General features: G+C 53.2%; 1 protein-coding gene. It reads right to left on the bottom strand.

What is annotated here, in order from left to right:
• Positions 1-24,156 (bottom strand): right-handed parallel beta-helix repeat-containing protein, encoded by a 24,156-nt coding sequence (locus Q31a_RS28190; RefSeq protein ID WP_145085742.1) that lies wholly within the window; start codon positions 24,154-24,156, stop codon positions 1-3.
• Positions 24,157-24,414 lie beyond the last annotated feature (258 nt).

Below are 24,414 nucleotides of genomic sequence, written 5' to 3' on the forward strand. Positions count from 1 at the left end.
TTACGACAGCGATGTTCCAAAACGCTTTCCGAACTCAGCGAAGTCAAAAAAGTCGACTGCACCATCTTCGTTGAAGTCGAAAGTCTTGTCGTCAGTCCCAAAACTTTCACCAAATCTAGCGAAATCGGCATAGTCGACATAACCGTCTCCATTAGCATCACCATAAAGCTGGAAGAACCCATCGGCATCCTCGGAGCCGAACGTGAAGTCATCCCCGACTTGCCCATTGTGATCTCCGTCCAAGGCAAAGCCGAGTCGATTGACTTTGCTTGCGACAACCGTTAGCTGATAGCGACCATCGGCCGACAGACGCCCCAGCGAATCCACTGCGGCTCCAGACACGAACCGCAGCGTGACGACTGTTTTCCCATTGACCTGATTGATCGCCGCCGTAGTCAATACTTCGGTTCCACCACCATGAGTCAACCTGAACGGTCCCCCAGCGGAAAAATCAAACTCAACGACTGAGTTGAATTGAATGACCAAGTGGTCAAGAGAGGATCTTTGCCCGTCGGCTGCATTCCCGACGCCAGCCGCATCATTGCCGTTGATCATCACCGACTCAATTTGAGCCTCCGCTTCATCTGCTATGGAAACGTCAACAACTGCTGTGGCCTTGGCCCCAGCTGCATCCGTGACTTCGACAACCAGCGAACGACTTTGAGCCAATTCATAATCCAGCTTGGTGGGGTCGGCTACGAAGATCGCTCCTGCAGCAGAGATTCCAAATGCACCATCATCGTTGCCGCCAATTAAAGCCAGCGTGTGCGAGTCTGGAGCAAGGTCTGCTAGGTCAGGATCCTCTAGGACAATTGTCGCCACCTCTAGTCCAATTGCAGCGAACTCGCTGACACTCGCCGTGCTATCGGCAATGGTGGGCTGATCATTGACCGGGGTCACGTTGATCACGACCAATGCGGGAGCACTAGTGTGGTTTGGGTCAGAACCGACCCCATCATCATCACGTACTTGAAATGCAAAGATTCCACTGCTGTGTGAATTCAAGGGCGGGGTGAAATAAACGATCGGCGATGTCAACATCCACGGCAATTGCTCCGCCGTGATGGGCGAACCGCCCGAGGCTGTCGAAAGCGTTCCCAGCAATGGCAATTCGGTGATCACGAATCTCAGCGGCTCCTCAATACCGGCGTTGCCGTCATCACCAGACAACGTGATGGCGACTTCGACATCTTCATCGGTAGATATCGTCTGCGGTGAGGCGGTGGGCGGCAGGCTTTCCTCAACGGAAAACTGCCGAACGTAATTTCCTCCTGGAATCGAATCAACATCGCCATCGAGCAGTAATCCCGATTGATCATGCAGCGTCTGCTGTCCGAATAGGGTCAGTCGATAATTGCCCTGAGCCAAGGCATCCTGGGTTGTTAGACGGATCGAAGTACTGCCCGCTTGGTAGCTGGGAGTTACATCAAGCAAACCATCATCTAGGTTCCCGAAGACACCGTCAGCTCCTGCATAGAGCAAGGCAAATGCAGCCAAGGCATTCGCATCGATTTCGTTCAACGGTTCACTGATGTGAAGCACGATTGAATTGTTTTGACCAACAATACCTGTCCCCGCGTGGACTCCGTCAGGGGACGACCCTACGATCGTCGGAGCTGTAATGTCGTTGCTGTTGCCCTGGAATTCGTAAGCACCGATATCGGCGATCCCGGGCTGCAGCGAGAACGATAGCGAGTTCGCCGAACCGAGTTCTGAAGTCGCGTCATGAGTTGCAAGCACGTAGTTAAGTCCATCTCCAGCCGAGATTCCAACGGTCGGTGTCAGGTTGGTATTACCAGCTCCATAGTCGAATCGAATGTCGCCGTCGGCAAACAGGGTCACCGAAAAATTAACTTCCGAGTCATCCACCGCATTGAGGCCATTCCAGCGCACGGTGACTTCATCATCCGTGGATTCATCGAAGAAGAAATTCAGATGGGTTGGATTGCGTTGCAAGTCGTCCCACAGGGGAGCGATGCGTGCGTTGTCGAGAAATTGATTGAAACTATTATCACCACTCGAGTTCGGATAAGCAGGGCCGTTCAAATGCAAAAACCCTTGCGCGGACACAGTGACAACCGTGTAGCTCTGACCGTAAAATTCAAACGCAAAAGGTAAGATTATCCCTCGGGCGTTATTGTGTGAAAAGTTATATGCAGTGCCGACTTCCGCAAAACTACGGTTTGGGTCGAACGACTCAACGTAGTCGGGCGTGGCTAGGTTGGCAGTGCCAGGATCATCGACGCGCTCTGCCCCGGTAATGTCCGTGTGCGGTGCAAACCAGCTATCACCGCGATCAATGGCGATCGACTGGAGCGTTCGATAGAAATTGTCATCGCGTCCACCATCGAATCCACCATCATCCGCTACAAATCCCAGGATATTATCGGCGCCGTCGATATCCAAGAAACCAGGATCTCCGCTCAAACTATTGACATCCATCAACGTAGTCAATTGCCAATCATTCAGATCGTCAATCACCATCGAACCCCATAGTCCGAGATGGGCGTTGGGATCCGTTCCGGTTTGCAGCAAGTTCCAATCGAGATCAAGTCCGGTTTGCGAATCCGCGGACACACTTATGACGTTGCCAGAATCGACCATGAGAATGTTGTTGCGAGCTATCAAGTCGGCGGCACGATTTTCGATGCGTAAAGCATCTCCAACTCGTTGGTAGACGGTGTTGTTGAGGACAGTCGCCCCCTTGTCAGAGTCTTGAATCACGATGCCTTGATTGGTATTGGCATAGACCAAGTTATTCGCGATCTCTCCTTCAAAGTGGTTGTCGTCCGAAAGTATCCCGACAGAATTCGAGTAGACATAGTTGCCGGTAACATGTCCATCACGACGGAAAATGATTCCAGCCCCCTCATTTGCGAAGACTCGATTTCCACGGACTATATTTTCCGGATGATAGCGAGAGTCTGAATACTGTTCTCCAATCACAATTCCATCTATGTTTTGATAAACGGAATTCTCGGTAACGGTTGCATCTGAGATAAAAATGCCAGTCGCATTACCGAACACTTCATTTTCGGAAACCATCGCTTTTGATGAATACACTCCCGTGCCAACGTTGTCATAGACGCGATTGCCTTGGATGCGGACGTGGGGTGAACCAGCGGTGATCCCAGCCGAATTTCCAAAGACCTCGTTCCCGACGATCTCGACTTCGCTGCCGTCAGCCAAAATACCGCCGTTACCAGAGTTTGCGTGAATTCGATTGCCCTCGAGCAACCACCCCGTTATCCCAGTATTGGCATGATTGTATCCGATGCTGATTCCAATCCAGGAATTGTCGTAGATCTCATTATCGATCAGATGAATACGCTGGCTTCCGGAATTCCATTCGGCGTTCACACCTCGCTGAGCTCCGGTGATCGAAAGGCCTTGGATAGTGACATCATCCGCACCGACAAACTCGAACGCATAAGCATCGTTCTCCGTCAATTGACGATCGAGCACTGCAGAATCCCCTCCCGGACCACGGAGCGTTATGCCGCTGAGTCGTTCGTCCAACCGTAAATTTTCCAGTAGGCTATAGTGCCCTGCGTCAATCAGTACTGTATCGCCTGGCTCCAGGTCATAGACTCTTAATAGTGCGGCCAAACTAGCCATCGGCTGATCCACCGCTTTGCCGCTGTTTTGATTGTCGCCAGCAGCGGTGGTGAAAACGTCCCCGATTTGAGAGCCGTCGTTGACAAAGTATTCATTTCCAACCCTAGCAATTGAGAACGACGCAGACAGCCCACTCGGCTTCGTTCCATCCTGAGATTGGACTTCGATCAAATATTCCGCATCGGCTGGAATAGTGCCGTCCAGCGGAATTGTCCAGTCGAATTGTCCTGGGGATGCCCAGTCGTCCGCGATCACCATCAGGGGAGTGGAGCCACCCGCCTCATAACCGTCCGCTTCATAGATGAGGATGTCTACCGGCCCGTTAGTTTCGGATAGCCAGCGCAGCGGAAGGGTTTGCCCAAGGTTGTACCGATCCTTTCCGTTGGGTGAATCAACATGGAGACTTTCGACTGTTGGGCTGTACGTCGCTGTAGTGGTTCCGCCGTAGGCTCCCAGATTGACACGGCTGCCGTTGGGAATCGGCTCAGCCGACGCATCTGAGTTTGGATCGCCAGCGTCAAGCGCGATCGAGCCGGTTTCAAGATGAAAGTTATCGTCTTTGCCCATGTTGACCAAAGCGGGTTGGAGACGCACCGCGTCAGCACTCGCCCATCGGTCGTAGCTTCCGTCACCACCGTGTAGTTCAATACGCAGCTTTCCATCCGCGCCAGCTCGGTACATACCGAGTTCGTCCCAACCAACTCCACCATCTACAAAATCAAACGACCTGAAGTAGCTTTGGTCCATTCGAGGTGCGCCGACGACGGCTCCGTCCGCATAAATATAGAATCTAGCATCGTTGGGCGAGTAGCTGACGTACGGAACCGTCGCCGCAAGCTGGTAGTAACCTGCAGGCTCCAAATCGCTAAATTCCCATACGGCGAGATCGCTTGCCTTAGTCGCAACGCGTGAATCCGCCAAATAGCCATTGTCTACGGTCGTCCAGTTTCCGATCGTGGAGAAGCCGGCGTCACCATCGTCAATAATAACGGGATTGCCAATCGTCTCGGAAAAGAATCCGAGTATATCGTCCGCACCATCCGGATCGACGAATTGAGGATCACCGACTTTACCATGAGCATCGAAGCCGGCTTCATAAAACCAATCCTCGTAGCTGGCTACATGGGTCCAACTCAAATCGGCCACCTTGCCTGCCGTTCCAAGATCGAACAAGTTGTAGTCACTCGTGTGTCCCACTTGACTATCGGCTTCGAACCGGAAGACAAATCCCTCGAGGATCGAGAAAACATTGTCGCGGAAATCAATTGCATAAGACAAATCCTTCACATGGATCGCGTCTCCGCTGGCCTTATGAATTGTGTTGCCGACAACAGAGGTTCCAGGATAAGCGTTGCCGATTTCGATGGCATAGTCGACGTTCGCGTAGATTAGATTGTCGCGAATCGTTCCCGAGAAGCCGTTGTAGAGACTAGAGCCTCCACTGGCTAAGATTCCAGTATCATTGCCGAAAATCTGGTTCCCAATGGCATCAACGCTACTACCGAAGCGTCCATAAGCGCGCAGTTCAATGCCAACTCGATTGTCATAGATTGTATTATTGAGCGCTGTCGTAAACTGAGTAGACGTTGCGTAGCTCACAAAGATCCCAGTTTCATTTCCACGAACGATGTTATTCTCAGCAGTTGCACCATTCGCAATGTTAATCCCCGTCGCACTGCCGAATACCTCGTTGTTAATTGCAAGCGACAGTCCAGGGTTGTCGCGGCCAGGATTTAGAGAGATCCCGCTGTGCAAATTGTCGAAAACAACGTTATCACGAACAATTCCGCTGGCATCTTCGAAATAAACGCCTCTGCCCTCATGTCCGTAAATACGATTCTCGGCCACCGTCCAATCATCTAATGTGGCACCTGACAAATTGGCTCCCACTTGAACGCCGTAGCGAGCGTTCGCATAAATTTGATTCTTTAAGATCTGGTTTTCGTCACTGTCAACGTCGCCATTCGCCAGGATCCCTGCGTCGCCACCGGTAATCGACAGATTTGTGATCGTAACGTCATCTGCACCGAAAAATTCAAATACAGCGGCACCAGCAGCGGTGTTCCTCCGATCGAACACGGCAGGTGCCTCCCCATGCAATGGTCCTTGAATTGTGACACCACGGATGGACTCATCGAGTGCAATATTGCGCAATTGAGGGTAATAGCCTGCATCGACGTAAATGACGTCGCCTGAGCTAAGACCGTAGGAGTTCAGCAGCGCTGCCAGAGACGCCATCGGTCGATCTGGGCGTGTACCACTGTTCGTGTTGTCGCCAATCGCTGTCGTGTAGCTATCACCTGCGGTCGAACCATCGTTGACATAGAACGTGTGGCCAATTCGGGAGATGCTCAACGGGGTAGCGGACACGTCGTAGGGCATCGCACCACCGATCTCGGTGATCTCGATCAAATACTCCTGATCCGTCGCGAACAATGAGATGTCTGGAATCTGCCAGTCGTACTCACCGGGCGCTGCGAGGCCATTCGCAATAACCAACTCCGGCACCGACACCCCGCGTTGGTATCCAGACGCAGCGTAGAGCAGGATATCGACGGGGGCACCCGACTGTGATTGCCAGCGAATGGGCATCATCGTACCGGCCCGGAATTTCTTACCTCCCGCTGGATCGAGCAAGTGCACCAAGGCATCCGAATTGCTAACGGTTGCCTTGATCGTCCCACCGTACGCGCCCAAGTTGACTCTACCACCGTTCGGTAATGGTTCATTGGAAGCTTCAAAACTGGGATCGCCACCATCGACACCTATGGACGCGGTTTGCAGGTGGAAATCATCGTCAGCCGCCACGAGTCCCACGATCTGCTGAATGCGAATTGCATCTGCGTTGTGCCGATACCCATTATTACCAGACCCTGTCAACTCCACGCGCAGCGTCCCATCCGCACCAACCGTAAAGTAACCAAGGCGATTCCAACCGACAGACGCGTCCACAAACTCAAAATCTTCAGGATCATGGAAGTAGCGTTGGGTTTTAAAACTCTGTGAAGTCAGTTGCCCGTCAACAAAGACTTGAAAGCGCGCCTCCGAATCATAGATGCTGGGGTAAACTCCGTAGCCAACAGTGGTTGCGACGGTGAAAGTGGTGCCTGGTGTCAAATTATCAAACGTCCAGACTGCTAGATCGCTGGGAGCCGAAGCCAGCAGCGAATCGTCCTGGTAACCGGAATGCTCTAGGGTCCACCCGCCAACGGTAGAAAATCCCACGTCGCCATTATCGATGATAACTGGAGCGGCCACCGGTTCTGTGCTAAAGCCTAGAAAATCGTCGCTGCCATCCACATCGACAAATAGAGGATCACCTGATCGACCATGCTCATCGAAGCTGAACTCCAACGACCAATCCTCAAAAGTCTTAAGTTCCCCGGACTGATAATTGGCGACTTTGCCATTGGCTCCCAAGTAAAAGAGGTTGAAATCGCTGGTATGACCGGACTCGCTGTCGGCAGCAAATTCATAAGCGAAACCACCCTCAATCGCGAAGATGTTGTTGCGAAAATCAACTTGCGATGACTCTCCCTGCACACTGATGGAACTTCCGCTCAACTGGTAAAACGTATTTCCTACGACCGTCGTACCCTCGAGACCTTTATAAATCGCAATCCCTGCATTTTGATTGTCGTAGACTAGATTGTCGCTGATCGTCCCTTGAAAGCCTTCATACCCGTAGGCATCGGCCTGAATTCCAACGCGATTGCTGAACGCAATGTTTCCAGTTGCCTCAGCGCGACTACCGATGCTCGGGCGCGACTTTAGCCGAATCCCGACGTCGTTATCGTAGGCGACATTGTCGCTGGCCGTAGGAGTCAAGCCACCTTGCGAAGTCCACGCATAGACGCCGGTCGCATTGTTATAGACAACATTACCCGATGCGATCGCTCCCTGCTGAACGTCAATCCCCGTATAATTCTGGTAGGCCTTGTTGCCGATTGCCACAAGTGAAATCATCGAATCACGGTAGCGATTGAGCAAAAGTCCAGATTGATTATCGAAGACAACGTTGTTCTGGACCACGGCGTCAACTTGCGTCAAATAGACTCCATACGTGGAACCATAGATAGTATTGGCCTCGATGTTCCATTCACTTAGAGTCGTCCAGTTGGCTCTGCCTGCGTAGACTCCGCTAAACGCATTGTCGGCAAAAGTGTTACCGACAATTTGAATACGATCGCTATCCGCATTTCCGTCTGCATAAATTGCCCTCTCGGCACCCTGAAGAGTCAGCCCGGAGATGGTGAGGTCATCTGCACCACTGAACTCAAAGACATAACTTCCGGAACTCGTATTATCCCGATCGAGAATTGCGGCCGAGCCCGCTGCTGTCGGTCCTTGAATGATAATCCCACTCAGGTCCTCGCCGAGCGTTAGATTCGTATCCATGCTGTAGGTCCCATGATCCACCACGATCTTGTCGCCGGGTTGAAGAACGCCAGACTCCAGGATACTTCGCAGAGTCGCTTTCGGCGTGCCGGGAGAAAGGCCATCGTTGAGATCATCACCTGCTGCTGTTGTGTATTCATCATTCGCATCGACGCGGTCATTGACGTAATAGACACTAATGGCTGCCGTGATCTGCACTGGTGAATTACTCTCATCCACCAATCCACTGGTGACATCGCTGCGCGTCGCACGGATCCGATAATCATCCGCTGGTGCAACCGAACCGGGAACAAGCCACTGGTACGTCCCTAATGAAAACGCAACCGTTGCCAATGGCAGCTCAAAACTGGCGTCACTGTCGCGAACTAAGTCGATATCCACCGTTCCCGACGCTGCACCTGAGTCGAGGGCACCTCGCCAGGTAATGCTGAAAGTACGTCCAACAGAATAGGTCTCTCCGCCGTTAGGGGCTACCACGAATAAGAACTCAGCTGGACTTTTGGACGCTTGCGTCGTGTTGCCATAGGCACCCAAATTGACGTACCCGCCGTTCGTCGCTGGCTCAAGTGCTACAGGCGTTGATGGATCTCCGCGATCGATAGCCGGAGACTGCGAGGCGTCCAGCAATTCGATGGTTGGCAAATAAACCGGCAACCCCGTCGCACTATCACGGACTGGCGCTAGCGAGCCAGTAAACCGCCCAACAGAACTGGTCAAATGAAAATCATCATCACGTCCATCACTGGCGAGAGAAACGTACCCTAGTAGCTGATCAGCTCCCTGAACGTTGACAAATAACGGATTCTCCGACAAGCTGCCGCTGTCACCAAACGATGCGATTTGCCACTGCGATAGCGTATCCAGGTCGCGTGCCCCCCAGACACCAGTCAGTCCACTGCCAGCATGGCTCAGCAGGTTAAAGTCGCTGTCGAATCCGGGCTGACTGAACTTTTCCACCCTGACGGCCGTGCCACCGTCAACAACGACGATATTATTTCGAAGTCGTACATTTTTCGACTCACCTAAAATCTCGATCCCATCGCCCACCGGCTGATAGATCGTGTTGTTCTCAATACCATTGCTATCGCCATCGGCAACCCGCAGTGCTATCTTCGCGTTATCATAAATCAAGTTGCCACGAATATTGACGCGGTTCGGGCGGTTGTATCCAAAGGCCTCGGTTTGCACCCCAACGTCATTAGAATAAATCACATTTCCAGCCAACTCACTCGTATGGCGCGCATAAATCCCAAGGTTTTGGTTGGCATAAATGCGGTTTTCACGAGCGGTACCCGCGTCGACGAAGATGCCACTGTCGTTGTTAAAGACAACGTTGCCTTCGGCGATCGATCCACTCAACAAGATCCCGTAGATTCCTAGGGCCGAGTGCCCCCAAACGCTGTTGCCGGAAACGAGCGTGCCTGTGCCGGTGGCATAAATTCCATCCCTTAGATTCTGCGCGACTTCATTCGAATCAATGATCGAATTCGCCCCATCCATCTTGATTCCATACCGCTGGTTGTTCGAAGCGAGATTGTTTTCGAGCAATGCGTTTGCACTTTGGACACGAATACCGTCCAAACCATTTCCGGTCGTGACTACATCCCGCACGATGGAGGTTAGCCCGAGGCTGACGAGCCCACTCTCGCCATTATCATTCGCTTGCACGTTCTCGATTCGGTCGGTGACACCGGCGACGTTAACTCCCGAGAGTGCGTTGTTGTTGGCGACGATGTCGGATAAGAGGCCAACGGCTGTCGTGCTGTTCAAACCATGCCCAGCATTGCCGCTGGCGGTCAAGTGATCTCCACGGACAAGTTGGGAGCCACCATCAATTAGAATCCCGTCTCCGGCATGGCCCGCAACACTTAAGTACGATGCATCGAGCCCCGTACTATCCCGAGTGACGTGCAGACCGTGCAAGGCGTCTGTCAGCGTTAAATGCTGTAGAGTGACCAAGTCGGCGTCGTCTAGCACGATTAGAGACTCATTTGCATCGTTGTGCGCGAACGACCAATGGGCAGCGCTGCCCACCGCATCCGGTCCGGTCAAGATAAACCCTTCATCGTCGCCGACACCGACGCGGCCAGAAAGACTGACGGGGAACAACAACTGGTAGTCACCCGTATCGGAATGCAGCACATCGTTTGGCCCAAGGGAATAAATCCGCAGGATCGTATTCGGATAAGGCTTTGGAGCGTCTGCGGTACGTCCTGTATTGCGATTATCACCGACCGACGAAGTGTATTGGTCGGCGGTTTGGGAATCATCGTTAACGTAGAAAGTCGCCGTATTCTCAGGGACGCTGAAGACTTCAGTGCTTCGATCGAAGATCAACTTGTTGTCGGTGCGTGACACCTGGATGGTCAAGTCATGCGTGCCGAAGTCAACGCCACTGAGGGCTGGGATCCATGCGAACTGCCCATCGTCCGGCGTAGCTTCGACGATGTTTGTCACGAACTGAGGGCCGTCAGCACCCGCTCTGTACAAATCAATGCGGACCGGGACGTCCGTAAAGTTATTGTAGGAACTCCATCGGATCAAACGCGATTCATCACGTTGCCAGTCGGTGTAGAGATCAGGAAAACGCAGCGCAATGTGTGGAGACCGAGCAGTGTTAACTTCAACGGGTGAATCTAGATGCGCCCCCGCATCGACGCCATAAGAGATATGCGCGAGGCGAACGAAGGCACCACTCAAATAGGCATCACTGGCATCTCCGCTTTGCCGAGTCGATGTGAAAGTGAATCGAACGTGTCGAGTCCCCGGCTTGAGAGCGACGTCACCGCCCACGAGTTCCCAGCGATCGGAGATGTCACTGGCCTTTGCGATAGCGGTTCCTAAGACTGAGTTTGCCGCATTCAACATCTCGATTTGAATCTGTCCACGGTCGGCAACTTCCTCGTCTGCACTTTGAACTCGTCCGCCAAAGATCAATCGCAGATCCCCAGCATCGATGGCGGTCAAATCTGCACCGCCGTCCACCAAGCTGACAACTTGAGAAAGGCTACCCACGACTACAGGACCGGCAGCGAAATAGGCGCCACCTGCATGTCCACTAGGATTGCTAGTTCGAGTTCCCGCGTTCGCACTGGCTGACCAGCCGACCAATCCATTTTCAAAACTTGCATTGGATAGCAAGTTTTGTGGCTGGTGGAGTGCTGAGGGATCATCTCGATCGGCCTGTGTCACCGATCGTCCGGCATCGATGATTGGATTGCCAGCAGCCACAGAAGGGCTGCTCAACCTCTGACCGCCCAGCATTGGGAAAACTCGATAATCGTCACGAGAGCGATTCAAGAATTGGGGTTCGGACCAATCAGGATTGATAACAGTTGTCCCGACCGAGTGCAGGTCATAGCGATGAACATCTTCCTGCCAATCGAGAATATCATCAAAATCTTTGACCCAGTGGACTAGCTTACCGGTACCCGAGGCATGCAGCACATTGTAGTCGCTAAAGAATCCTTCGCGACTATTATCAGCCACATAGATATCGTAGCCCGATTCTGACCACATCACATTGTTCTGCAATTCCACTCGCCGGCTGCCATTGATAAAGACATTGTCGCCAGTAACTGCATACAGTGTATTACCGATCACCTGAACATCGTCGGCAGTAACAATATTGATCGCCGCCGTCGTATTGCGATAGATTTCGTTATGGACGATCAACTGATTCGAGACCGCATTCACACCGATCCCATTATGACCGATGCGGTTGTAGCGCACTTCACCATCAAATGAAACACCAATGTCGTTGCCTTGGATAACATTCGGATAGTCCTGGGAGTCGCCCCCTAGAATGCCAGATCCAGTAACACCAGTCGTGTTATCAATGATCCGTTGCCCGCGCATCCGACCATTCAACACAACTCCTGTATCGTTGTTGGAGATCACATTCGGAAGCGTTTCTCCCACGAATCCGAATGCGTTAGAGGGAGATTCAACGTTGGCGATTATACCAATTTGATTATCGTGGACATAATTTTCACCGAGCGTAGCCGCCGCGGCGTACAGTACACCAGTGTGGCCACCACGGATCTCATTCTGCACGATCAAGCCGTCGAAGGCCGCAGCAACACGGATTCCGATTGTATTACTGACAATATGATTTTCTGAGATAGTACCACTTGACGCCCCGACGATCCCAATACCTTCCGCACCGCCGATAATTCTGTTTTGCCGAACGTTCGCTGCAATGGCGGTATCGAGCGTCAACCCTGCCGCGACGCTGTTCTGGATCGTTGTGCGGGTGGCTGCTGACTGCAGGTAAATATGATTAGCGGCTAGGTCTGAAACATGGGAATCTTGGCCACCAAGGATGCGCAGAGCAGCGACTTGACTTTCGCGAATCGTGAAGCGATCAGCGCCGCTTACGGTAACATCACCTTGGATAGCTAGACGCTGGATCAATACATCGTCAGCCGCGACCGATAGAGTGCCGGTGAGTGAAGCGCCGGGGCTCCCGATCAACGCGACTCCAGCGTCAGCGGCGGCGATCGAAACATTCTCTGTCAGGCTTTGGGTGATCAGAATGGTATCACCGGCAGAGAGGTCATTTGCGATAAGTAATTCAGTAATGGAGTTTCCAGGCGTGCCATCGGCAACGTAGATGCGACCGCCGGACTGAGGCCCAACATCTCCACGGAGGTAGACGTGCTCAACTTCGTCAGCGATCTTTTGTTGCCATACAACAAAAGGCTGTCCCTGAGAGTTGACCGCCAAGTTCATCTCGGTAGGTACGGTTACTCCAGCGTGAATTCCGACTGCGGAGGCATCGCCCGCAACCAGTTCCGTAAACTCAGCGTCATCCCAACGCATTACAAACAACGGCTGTGTGGTGAATGGGCCGGCGTCTACGCTGTCGCTGTTGGAGGACCACGCCAAGTACAATTGGCCACCACCCGACGCCAGTCTTGGATGACCACTTACCACTGAATTGTTTCCAATTCCAATCGGTGTGGCATTATGCCATGCCCCTCCGTCATAACGCGAAACCTTGACTGTAGGACCAGCCGTTCGGCTGCCATCGAGCGAATCAATCCAACTCACGAATAGCTGGTCTCCACGGTAAGCTATCGTCGATTGATCTGCCCGTGCAAGTGATTTACTGATGCCATTGCCCGAAGCGGAACCATTGGCTTCCGACCATCCCTCTGCACCCCACTCTTTGACGTAAATCTGCGAACCTTCTCCGACAGCCTGAGTCCAAGAGACTGCAATTTTGGAAGCCACTGTGGCAACGGAAAAATCGCGAATATTTGCCGCCGAGTTCGTAACACCACGTGAGCTCGCACTACCTGCAAGTTGCTGCCATGCTGCGCCGTCAAAGCGGCGCAAATAACCGTTGCTCATTCCCGACGAACTGTCCACCCAAGCCAGGATTAATCCATTGGCCGATGCCGTCAATCTCGCCTCGTCAGCCTCTCCTGAGCTCGACACGTTTCGCGTTGGACCGATGTTAACCCAAGTTTCAGAACTGGTTTCAAACCGGGCAACATGAATATCGCTGCCGTTCGCAGTCAACTCCGTCCAAGCAACAGCGAGCGCACCGGAATCGTCGATTGCAATTGCTGGACGTCGTGATGAGGACGGTGATGCCGAGACCCCTGCGTTGCCGCCAAGCAATCGCCAGCCGTCGACGTCCGTATGGCTGGCAACATAGACTTCATGATTTCCGGACCAGGAGTCAACCCAGGTGACATAACGTGTTCCATCATCACCGATAACCACATCAGGCTCAAGCGCAGCACTCATCATCCCGCCCAATCCTGCACCTGATGCGGAGCCTGAGAACTCGGACCAGCGCCCTGCGTCGGTAAGCCCCGTTGGCAACGTCAGGCCTGGAGAGTGTACCGCAGCAGCCGGATTCGGACTTGGCGCCGAAGTCGGCGAAGGCAAGAGGAAATCGGATAAGGTGGAGGTCTCACCGCTACCATAGTCGATCAGATCATCGCCGCCGCCTCCCACAATGCGATCATCATCGCCCTCGCCGAACAACTGGTCGTTTCCGCCACCACCATCAATCTGGTCGCGGCCGGAAGTTGGATGATCTACACCAGTTGCGAAATCACCATACACGTAATCGACGGCGTTGTCGTCCGCCGTGTTACCAATGTTATGCCCATACAGGGTATCGTGGTCGCCCTGGCCGCTGATTAAATCACTGCCAGCACCACCGACAATTAAATCATCGCCCGGTCCGCCTTCTAGGCGGTCGTCGCCGTCATCACCAAAGACTTGGTCGTTCCCACCACCCGCAAAGACGATATCGCGACCAGCGCCCGCATGGATGACATCAGCCCCATCGTCACTACCGCGGATAACGTCGTTTCCGATTCCACCGACGAGCAAGTCGCCACTGCCACTACCACCCAGCAGTTCATCATTCCCTTCCTGGCCATCGATATCGTCGGTTCCCGCGCCGCCGCCGAGTAGGTCATCGCCAACACCGCCGCGCAGGACGTCGTTGCCGCCTTGGCCGAACAAATCATCATCACCCTCTTCGCCGAATAAATGGTCATCGCCAAAGTGAGAACCGTAAACGGTATCATTTCCCGCCCCGGCATATACGTATTCTCCCAAATCAATTCCAACGAACACCCAGTCATTGCCGTCGCCGGCGAGTACATAGTCGCTTCCAGCGCCCGATTCAATCCGGTCATCACCGCTCCCACCGCGGATCAAGTCTGCCCCGCCGAGTCCGAACACCGTGTCATTGCCAGCTCCAGCATCGATCACGTCGCCGAAGAAAGTGGTGTCAAAGAAGTTGGGGTCCGTTTGCGGGCCCTCGCTGGATCCGGTCAGCGTGTCATCCCCATCGTTTCCGAACAAATGATTGCCGATTCCTCCTCCGGCATTCACCACATCATTGCCGCTGCCACCGCTCAGAGTATCCACTCCCGGGCCACCGTCGATTTGATCATCATCATCCCCACCACTTACATCATCATTGCCCGGACCACCAAATAGCAGGTCTCCGCCAGTTCCGCCAACAACAATGTCATCGCCCGCGCCAGCCTCTACTCGATCAGGGCCTGCTCCGCCATCGATCCGATCATTTCCGAAGCCACCCAGAATCAGGTCAGCACCGTCATCTCCAGCGAGAGAATCATTGCCGTTTTCGCCAAATAGCTGATCGCCACCATCTCCCCCGGCGACAATATCGTCTCCACCGCCTGCATAGATCACGTCGTTGCCTCCGCCACCATAAATGGTGTCGTCGGCTGAATCGTCGCCAATCCCGTCGCGAGTGTGCCCGTAGAGCACGTCGGCATCATCTCCACCGTGAATCTCGTCACGTCCGCTGTAGCCCTCCACGAAGTCTTGACCGGCAAAGGTCGAAATGAAATCGTTGCCAGGGCCCGCGTAAACGGAATCCGCGCCGGCACTACCATAAACCGTATCGTTATGATCGGAAGCTACCCCTGGCACTCCGGCAAAGGTTTGCTCATCCGCGTAAACGATGTTGCTGTCATTCGAAGACCCACCGCCGGAACTATTAACGCCAGCCGAAATTAAGTCAGCGCCCCAGCCGCCGACAATAAAGTCACTGCCACTACCTGCAGTGATTGTGTCATCCCCATCACTGGCAATAATCGTATCGTCGTTGGCGAATGTCGAGACCGTGTTATTGCCTGGGCCAGTAAAGACCGTATCTTGGCCCGCGCTGCCAAATACCGTGTCGTTATGGTCGGTGGCATTTCCCGGTACAGTGGAGTTCAATTCCAGGTCAGCGTAGACAGCGTTGCGATCGAGTCGACTTCCTCCCCCTGCGAGTTGATCGGTATAGATCCAATCCGCCCCCCAACCACCGACGAGCTTATCGCTGCCCGCTCCACCACGCAGCAAATCATCGCCAACTCCACCGTCGAGTTCATCATCGCCAGCGCCCCCTTCCAACAGATCCGTATCGTCACCTCCGGTCAGATGGTCATCACCATCCTCACCGAACAAGCGATCTGGGCCAGCGCCGCCGTCGATCGTATCAGCTGAACTACCACCATAGATTTCGTCCGCTCCATCGTTGCCGGCAATGTCGTCGCTGCCCGAACCACCGAGCAAGTTATCGTCGCCTGAGCCACCCTCAATAGTGTCGTGTCCGGATTGCCCATCGATGGCGTCAGCGCCTTGGTCGCCATAAAGAAAATCGCTCCCACTACCACCGAGAATGATGTCATCACCTAGCCCACCGTAAATACGGTCGCTCCCCGCACCGCCATCGAGCGTATCATTACCCGCGTCCCCTTCAAGTTGATCATCGCCCTCCGCTCCTTCGATTTGATCATCACCATCACCACCACGTAGAAGATCGTTTCCCTTGCCGCCGTGGATTCGATCGTCACCGCCCTGTCCGTCGATCGTATCGTCCCCGTCGCCCCCGCTAACAATGTCCTCTCCGCCACCTGCATCAATGAAATCATTTCCGTCACCGCCGCTGATTATATCGGCATCAATTCCACCAGTAATCACATCGTCGTCATCGCCGCCGACCAAGATGTTACTACCAGAAGTCGCTGAGATTCGATCTGCACCTTGCTGGCCATAAGCGCTATCGTCGCCTGCTCCGCCGCTGATGAGGTCATTTCCTTCGCCGCCCAATAACAAATCATTCCCGTCGCCACCTGCGAGCGTGTCGTCGCCCCCCTGTCCATTGATGTAGTCATTGCCTGATCCGCCATTGAGCACATCATTCGCATTATCGTTACCGCCGCTCAGACGATCGTCACCGCCATCGCCACTGAGGGTGTCGGGGCCTTCGCCGCCATCGAGATTGTCATCATCTTCTCCGCCATGCAAAACGTCCGCGCCCGCTTCACCGGACAGTTGATCGTTGCCGCTGTCGCCATAAAGCGTGTCATTCCCTTCGCCACCGAACAAGCGATCATTACCACTTCCGCCACGTAGCACGTCGTGTTGCCCCTGGCCATCCAACGTGTCGTTCCCCGCCCCACCGAGCAGAGTGTCATTTCCATCACCGCCAAACATACGGTCGGCATCATCGCCGCCAGAGAGTTGATCATTTCCATCGCCACCGTCGATGCGATCCTTACCGAGTCCGCCATCAATGGTATCGATCCCTCGGCCTCCGAACAGCTGGTCGTCACCACTCCCGCCGCTGATTGTGGTGTTGCCGGTTCCGTTATAGCGAATCGTATCGTTGCCGGCACCGCCAGCCAGAACAGCAGGCAGCGTCACGGTTTGAGCGAATGTTAACTTGTCATTGCCAATTCCGGCATCCGCTTCGACACGCGTGACCTCGGCTTGCGGAAACGATTGTTCGAATCCATCGAGGGCGAGAACCACGTTGCCGCCCTCTTGTCGAACCGTCAGGGACTCGTTGCCATCGGTGACATTCTCACCTCGCTGTGAAGCTCGTGGCCCAATGTTCAGAAACAAAACACCATCGATGATCTCTCCAAGATTCGGAGCTGGTGGCGCACTGACGTTGTATGCGTCAAGATCCAGAATGACTTTATCTTCCCACTCCCATTGCTTAGGACCAAAAACATCAAGTGTGATTGTCTTATACTTGGGGCGGTCATACTGGATGACGTCAATGCAAGTTCCCAACGCGCATTTCTCTTTCGTATGGTATCCAGCAAAGACTTCTTCGCGAAAGCCAGCCCACAGGCTCGCCGACAAGCCACCTTCCAACTTTCCTGAAAGATCAAATAGTGCGAAGGGGTTGTAACCGCTAGCAACGAGCGTTGAACGAATTTCGCCAAAACGAACTTTCCCGTCGCCATTATTATCACGCAGGTTAAGTTGCAATTGTTCGCCGGGACCGGTTGTCTTCAGGTAACCCTCGAGATCTGCTTCGGCAAAATTGATGCCCGCTATCCCAACATCAACTCCACCCGAAAACTCCAAATTCATCCCGAACCATGCTTCGGGGGAATCAACGCCATCCGCATCCAGATCTTCGATGTACAGCCCGTCTGCCAAATCACCAGGATTTCCTGATGCGGCAAAGCTCCTCAGCCCCCTGGTGTCATATCCGACGTCGACGCGGAACCCGTAGTCGTAACTCACGCCGATAGCCCCTTCTAGATAGGGCGGAAGGATTGGCACCTGAACCGACGGCATCGTGAATTTCTTACGGACCGTTGGTAGATCCAAGTACGCGATGTCAATCTCTGCTTTGTTATCGAACAGCAATCGAAATGCCTGCGACGGATCTTCTAGAAGCGGGAACGTCAAGCCCTTGGCGGAGTCACCGAAATCGGAACTGAACGCCGTGGCAAAAAAGTCTTTGGTTGCTCGGGATTGCGAATCTAAAACAGGCAATCCTGCGATCAAGGACTGAACATCTTTAAGAGCCAAGTTCGGATCGAGAGTCGAGGGGTCGAAACTCCGACGGCGTGGATCCGCGTGGTCGGTCAAGCGAAAGTCGCCAAGATCGTAAAGGAGCGTGCCGCCTACATTATCTATCTTTTTCACCAGCTCGTTGACCAAGACTGTGGCATCAAAAATGGTGCCCCACGTTGTACCTCGAAGGACATAGCTAATTAAATCAGCAATTTGAACATCGTCGGGAGGTGTCCGTTCAAAGGTTTCACCAAGCTCGCCCAAATCAGAAAGTAGATAGATATCCTGCGTGATCACATCCAAAATAGGCTGAATCGGCTTGAGAGCCAACTGAGTTTGGAGCAAAAGTGGCTTCAGGACGGTGCTCGCATACTCACCCAAATTGACATATGCATCTCTAAACTCGACCTTCAATGCACCTGCGTCCGGATTGCTGTTGGCAATCGGCCACTCAACGATGAATTGCGAAGTTACAGAAGGAAAACCCTGCATTGAGGTGTGGGTAGCTAGATCCAATTTTAAGCCAGCACTACCGTGATAGCTAAAATCCCAAGCGTCGGATGACAGTAGTTCCCCAAGTTTGATTTGCCCGTCGCCCGGCGTCGGATCGACCATGTCAACACCGAGGGTCAACGACAATGCCGAACCATTGTCGGTCGCGGACATTAATAGTGCACCAAAGTTGGCATCGATCGATCCTTCTGGGATCCCAACCGACAACGATCCAGACAATTCGTTCCCTGCCACTGGCTTTAAGAAAAAGCCATCCGCTTGGCTAACGCCGAATCCCAAGTGCCATTCGAAATTGAGGGCAGTTTCTATCTCGATATTCGATTTTATTTCTACTCCCAGGTTGGGCAGCCCGATATCGAAGTCGATGGGAGCCTTGCCAGCCAATTCGTTGTGTACCAGTACCACATCGAACTCGATCGAATCTGTTGTCGAGATGACTAAAATATCGAAGTGATCGATAGTGCCATCTGCCACTCCCTGCGGGCCGCTAACGTCCGTTTTGGGACTTAGGCCAGCCAGAGCAAACGCTTGAAACAGAGCCTGTTGAACTTTGACCGTCGTTTTGTCACCGATCGCACCCAACTTGCTCTTCACAAAGTTGATCAGTCCAGGAGCGAAATCGATCACATCCTTCAGTTTGTCGCCGACAAGTGGCAAATTAACGTTGGCTAAGGCCGAATCGACTTCATCACCAAGTGCATCGATTGCGTTGACCAGTCCGACCTGTAGGAGATCGAGCAACTCTAGATTAGCGATTTGCGACGCGACGTCGGGATATTCCTTAAAGTTCTCGACCCCAAGTGTTTCATCATTGGATAGCTGAAACACAACTTCGTTTTCTGGAAAGGGATCGGGATCGTCACCGTCTTCCTCCGATCCGCCCATCGGCTCCGTGGGATTCGGGAAGAAGATTGGAAGCCGGGCGCCCGCCGTCCAGTCCGCATCAATGCGTGGCGAAATCGTTTGCGTTGCCGGGTAGTAACGATGGTCCACCGGATCACTTATCAATCCGAACGTGTAGGTTGCCGGTTCAGTAGAATCGACAATCTCATTCGACGAAACACTTGTATCCATGGCGTTACCAATACCGTCCTTGTCCAACGCCACTCTGCCGCCCTGCAACGATACCGACAGCGGACCAAAAGCGATGCTCCCACTTAGGTTGTTGCTATACGAACGCACGTTCACAATGAATTCCGAGGAGTCGACGATATAGGGTTTCGGAGTCGTCGGAGTCGTAATGTCAATCCCCACAACCAGGAGTGCATCGAGCTGCACGTCCGTCTTCAGATCGCCGCCGACGAGAGAATTACCTGCGATGCTTAGATTAAGCGGATCCCACCGATCGACCAACTCATCGTGCAGATCAATTGTTATCTGCAAATCTTCACAGCTAAAATCGAGCGTGACATCGACCGATTCTCCGTCACTGGCCTTGAGCACCAATGCCTTGGAGATTAGATCTTCCACAGTCGATTCCCATTTTTGAATCGTGCGTCCCGGCAGAGTTTCCAACTCGCTGACTCCGGCATCAAAGTTCGCAGCAAACGTGACGAATTCTGATAGCGGTTTGTCAATCAGGGGAAGCCCGGTTGTGAAAGTCGTATGAGTCGCTTGATCATTGAAAAAATCAGCGACGGTTCGCAGAGCAGCGACCAGGTCAACATAGGCGAAATGTTGATAACAGGCGAATTCGTCTGGAACATCTAGATTGCGAGTATCCAGGTCCCCCAGATCGCTCCAAGTAAAACTGGCCGTTTTGTCTCCGGAAACAGTAAAGGTTCCGTTGGCCGGTAGAAAGTTATAGAAGTCAAAGGACGCGTTGCCGCCAATCTCTGTGGTCAGAGCCGGTAGGGCTGCGTCGAGCTGCCGCCGTGCGCTGAGGCCCAAGAGGTCGACCGTCATCGAAGAAGTTCCCGAACCGTACGGCGAAACGACATCAATCAAGCCGTATTGTCCTTGGATCGCAACACCATTGGCTGACACATCAACCATGCCTCCGACGCGGGTGTCTTCAACAAAAAAGTCGCTCGGCTCCGTGGGGCCGGCTGCCTCACCTAAATCGATCCCAAATTTAAGATCAAATGAAGAGGCAATCGCAACTTTGGCCTGAGATAAAGTCGTTACATTGGTCAGGGGCAATTCCAAATTATCGGCGGGCACGCCGGCAAGCACATCCTGCTTCTGAAGCGAAAAGTCGAGCCCTCGCGTCAGCGTTGCCGTCGGTTGTTCGAAGGTAAAATCGATCCAAAACTCACCGCTGGAGGGATCGTAATCGTAGGCTGATATCACCGGCGCCAAAATTGCGACTAATTCTTGCACCGTGACAAAAGCAGTTTGACCTCCAGCTTGCAGGAGGTCGTTTACCCTAGCCTGAAACGCGGAATCCAAGTCAAACAGATCTCCGAGTGATTCATTCTTTACAAAATAGACTTTTCCGTCATCCGGCAATTGGGATTCGACACTCGCGAGCCACTCTTGAACTTGACCGAGCATTCCCTTCACTTCATCCGAATCCACATTGGCGAACGGATCTAAGCTTGCAAAGTTGGTCGTTGAGAGAATCGGAGCTGACTCAGAAAACACATCTTCGGCGAGCAGATTGAATTGCGGGAACAAATTGGTAGTCGTGAATGTTCCGACCGATGCAGCGACAGGGATTTCCGCCAAAGCATAACCAGCAGTATTCCGCAATTCGAAGGGCTGTGATTCCTGGGAGCTTTCTAAGAGCTGTTCCTTGAAGACACGCCGCCGCGCATCGGCAAGACCTGAGGAAAAGCCGAGTTCAGCTCGAGCATCCAGGGTAAACTTGGCCGAGTCGGCTGTGGCGCCTAAGAATCCTAGATTAACTTCGAACGATTGGTCTGTTTCCGAAACTTCCACCGAGGTATCAATTCGGTCCACCCGTACAAAAAACGCGTTCGACTGGCTGTAGTCGATGCCAAACGAGAGCTCCATAGAAACCTTGCCGGTCACGTCGACTGTGGGAGCTGCCGGAGCGTGGATACCACGATTCGCTGCATTTTCACCAAAATCGAGTTCAACATCAGCCCAAGTTTGCTCTGCGTCAACTGTTAAGTTGAATCGTAGTTCCTCACCATCAACACGCAAATAACGTCCGCCGCTAACACTAGCCGGATCCACGGAAACAGAAACTCCATCAGCCACTAGGTCAATTTGCTTCAACAGCTCCCCAATCAACACTTCGCTATCAGCGCTCTCATGGTCGTCAAAGAATGTCGAGATAGGTTCGTAGAGGCCATGCTGGATTGCCGATTGAATAGGAGCCACTTCGAGAACAGAACGATTGATCAACGGCAGTTCGGCGGCCAGCTCGTCAAGTGACTGAAGCGATTCGAAGGATTGACGAAATACCTCCAGGCCGTCCAGCAGGACCTCCGATGCACCAACATCGACGACATCCGGGCGAACCGGTGGAACGAGATTTGCCTGAAAGACGCCATTAGCGCCACTCGCGAAAACAACGCGACCGTTGACTCCATCGCCATCCCAAGACAAGATCATTCCGTCTTGAACCTCTCCAACCGTCCAAGTCCGTGGGTCATTATGGTAGATCGAGCTGATGAAATTTGGTCCTTCCCCCACAGTGACGCCACTAATCAACAGGGCGGTTAATTGCTGGCGGACACGACCTAGGTCGTACCCTTCCGCCACATTGTCTTGGAGAAACCCTCGTATCCCTAGCAAAGTCTCACGATTGTCCCACGCACTCAAAGGCCCATCGGGGTCGGTTGAATGCTGCAGTTCGACAGCCTCGGCCAATGGATGGGTTCCAAGCACCTCGGATACATACTCACCATTGATGTAATAAATCAGCTGATTGTTAGGCCCACTGACGTAGCGTTTGCCATCGATCTGCTGCGTGGCAAAAAATGGAGTTTGCGGACTGTTAGTGGCCGGAGTCTCGATATCAATCTCTAATCCGGCCTGGTGTTCATCGGATGCATCCAAACTACCTCCTGCCGGGCCACTTAGCGTTCGAATTTCCAAGCGAGACTGTTGTGCAATGAGCGCCGCTTCCTGGCCATCGTCGGCTAGCTCCTGGATCGGATGATTTTGGCTGGCCTCGAGCAGACGCGTTAGCATCTCGCTGGCAAACCGATCCGACTGTGCGGATCCATCGGACAAGTTGGGCGACAGGTACAATCCATCGGATGCTGCATTGATCGCAATTGGATCCAATTCAATCCATTTGGGAGTATCAATCTCATTGATAAAGTCGCGACGCACTACGTTGCTGGGAAGCAACGGTCCACCGACCATCGCAGCATTGAACAAACCAATCGCATGCCTAGTCGGCACATCGAATTGGCCCGTTAGCGTGAGTGGTTGCGCTGCTAATCCAGGGTACCCCAACCCTCGCAATCGCTGTTGAAGTCGCATGATCTCCAGGGTCGAATCGCCGAACGTAACAGCCCGTGGGCCAACTTGACTGAGCCCTGGACTAATATTGAAAGTAACTGAGTGCGGACTACCATCAATGCTTATTTCCGCTTGGACTACAGCTAATTCCGGCGTTCTCGGTGCCAGATAGAAAACTCCCGACGTTGCGTACGACGACTCGCCTACAGTTTCCGGCAGGATCAATTCAGCCGAACTGGAGCCCACTACTGATGGTGGCGAGAACGTAGATCCGCCAAATATTTCGACTAGATCAACTCTAATAATGTCTCCGCTGAGAACCTCCAACTCAGCCACGGGTGAATCTATGTCGCCTTCTCCCTCGGCATTTAGCACAGCGGAGCGCGGCCGGTCGACTGCAGCGCCAGACGGTACGGGTACGGCGGCATCCCCAAGCTTAGCAGCGTACACTTGCCGGGAAGAGCCATCCTCGGCTGATAGAGAACCATTCTGCGGTCTAGGCGCGCCCGTCCCTCGGACTGGCTGGCTCCCCATTCCAGGAGTCGCGGAGAGAACCTTCAGATCGACCGACGGAGCCGATTCAAAGGCCGATGAGTGATGGCTTTTCGCAGACGCGATCTTAGCTGCGGCGATCGACGCGTCGTCGGAATCTATCGTATCGTCTGAACTGTCATAATTCAGAAACTGGTTCGATTGGTTGACGCCCGCGCCATTGAATAACGATGCAAAACTACCGACTGGATACTCACCGCTAAGCACGTCTGGAGTGAAATCAATCAATACATTGGTCGTTCCAGCAGCCAACAGATCTCGCCGCTCCAATAATTCCGCTTGCAAACGACGACGCTTCTGGCTCCGACGACGGGCTTGGCGGAACGCAGCAGACTGAACCGCGGAGGACTTTGCTTTTCGTTTTTGTCTAGACTTCATCAGCCGCTACCGTCGCTTACGCCCCATGTGAGCGGGATAACCCCCTGCACTGGGCTTGGTTAGGAAATAATTTTTGCTAGCTTCTACCGATACCATGCGGAAACGCCTGCCAATCTATCCCAAAAATTCCTAGAACACCCCCTAAACCCCCAGGATAACCACTACTACAGGCCACTCTAACCACCAACTGGAGCGGCTACCATCCAGTGGGGAGACGCGCACCCAACGCAAAGCGCTCATTCTTGCCCGGGCAAAGCG

Source organism: Aureliella helgolandensis (assembly GCF_007752135.1).
Taxonomy (GTDB): Bacteria; Planctomycetota; Planctomycetia; order Pirellulales; family Pirellulaceae; genus Aureliella; species Aureliella helgolandensis.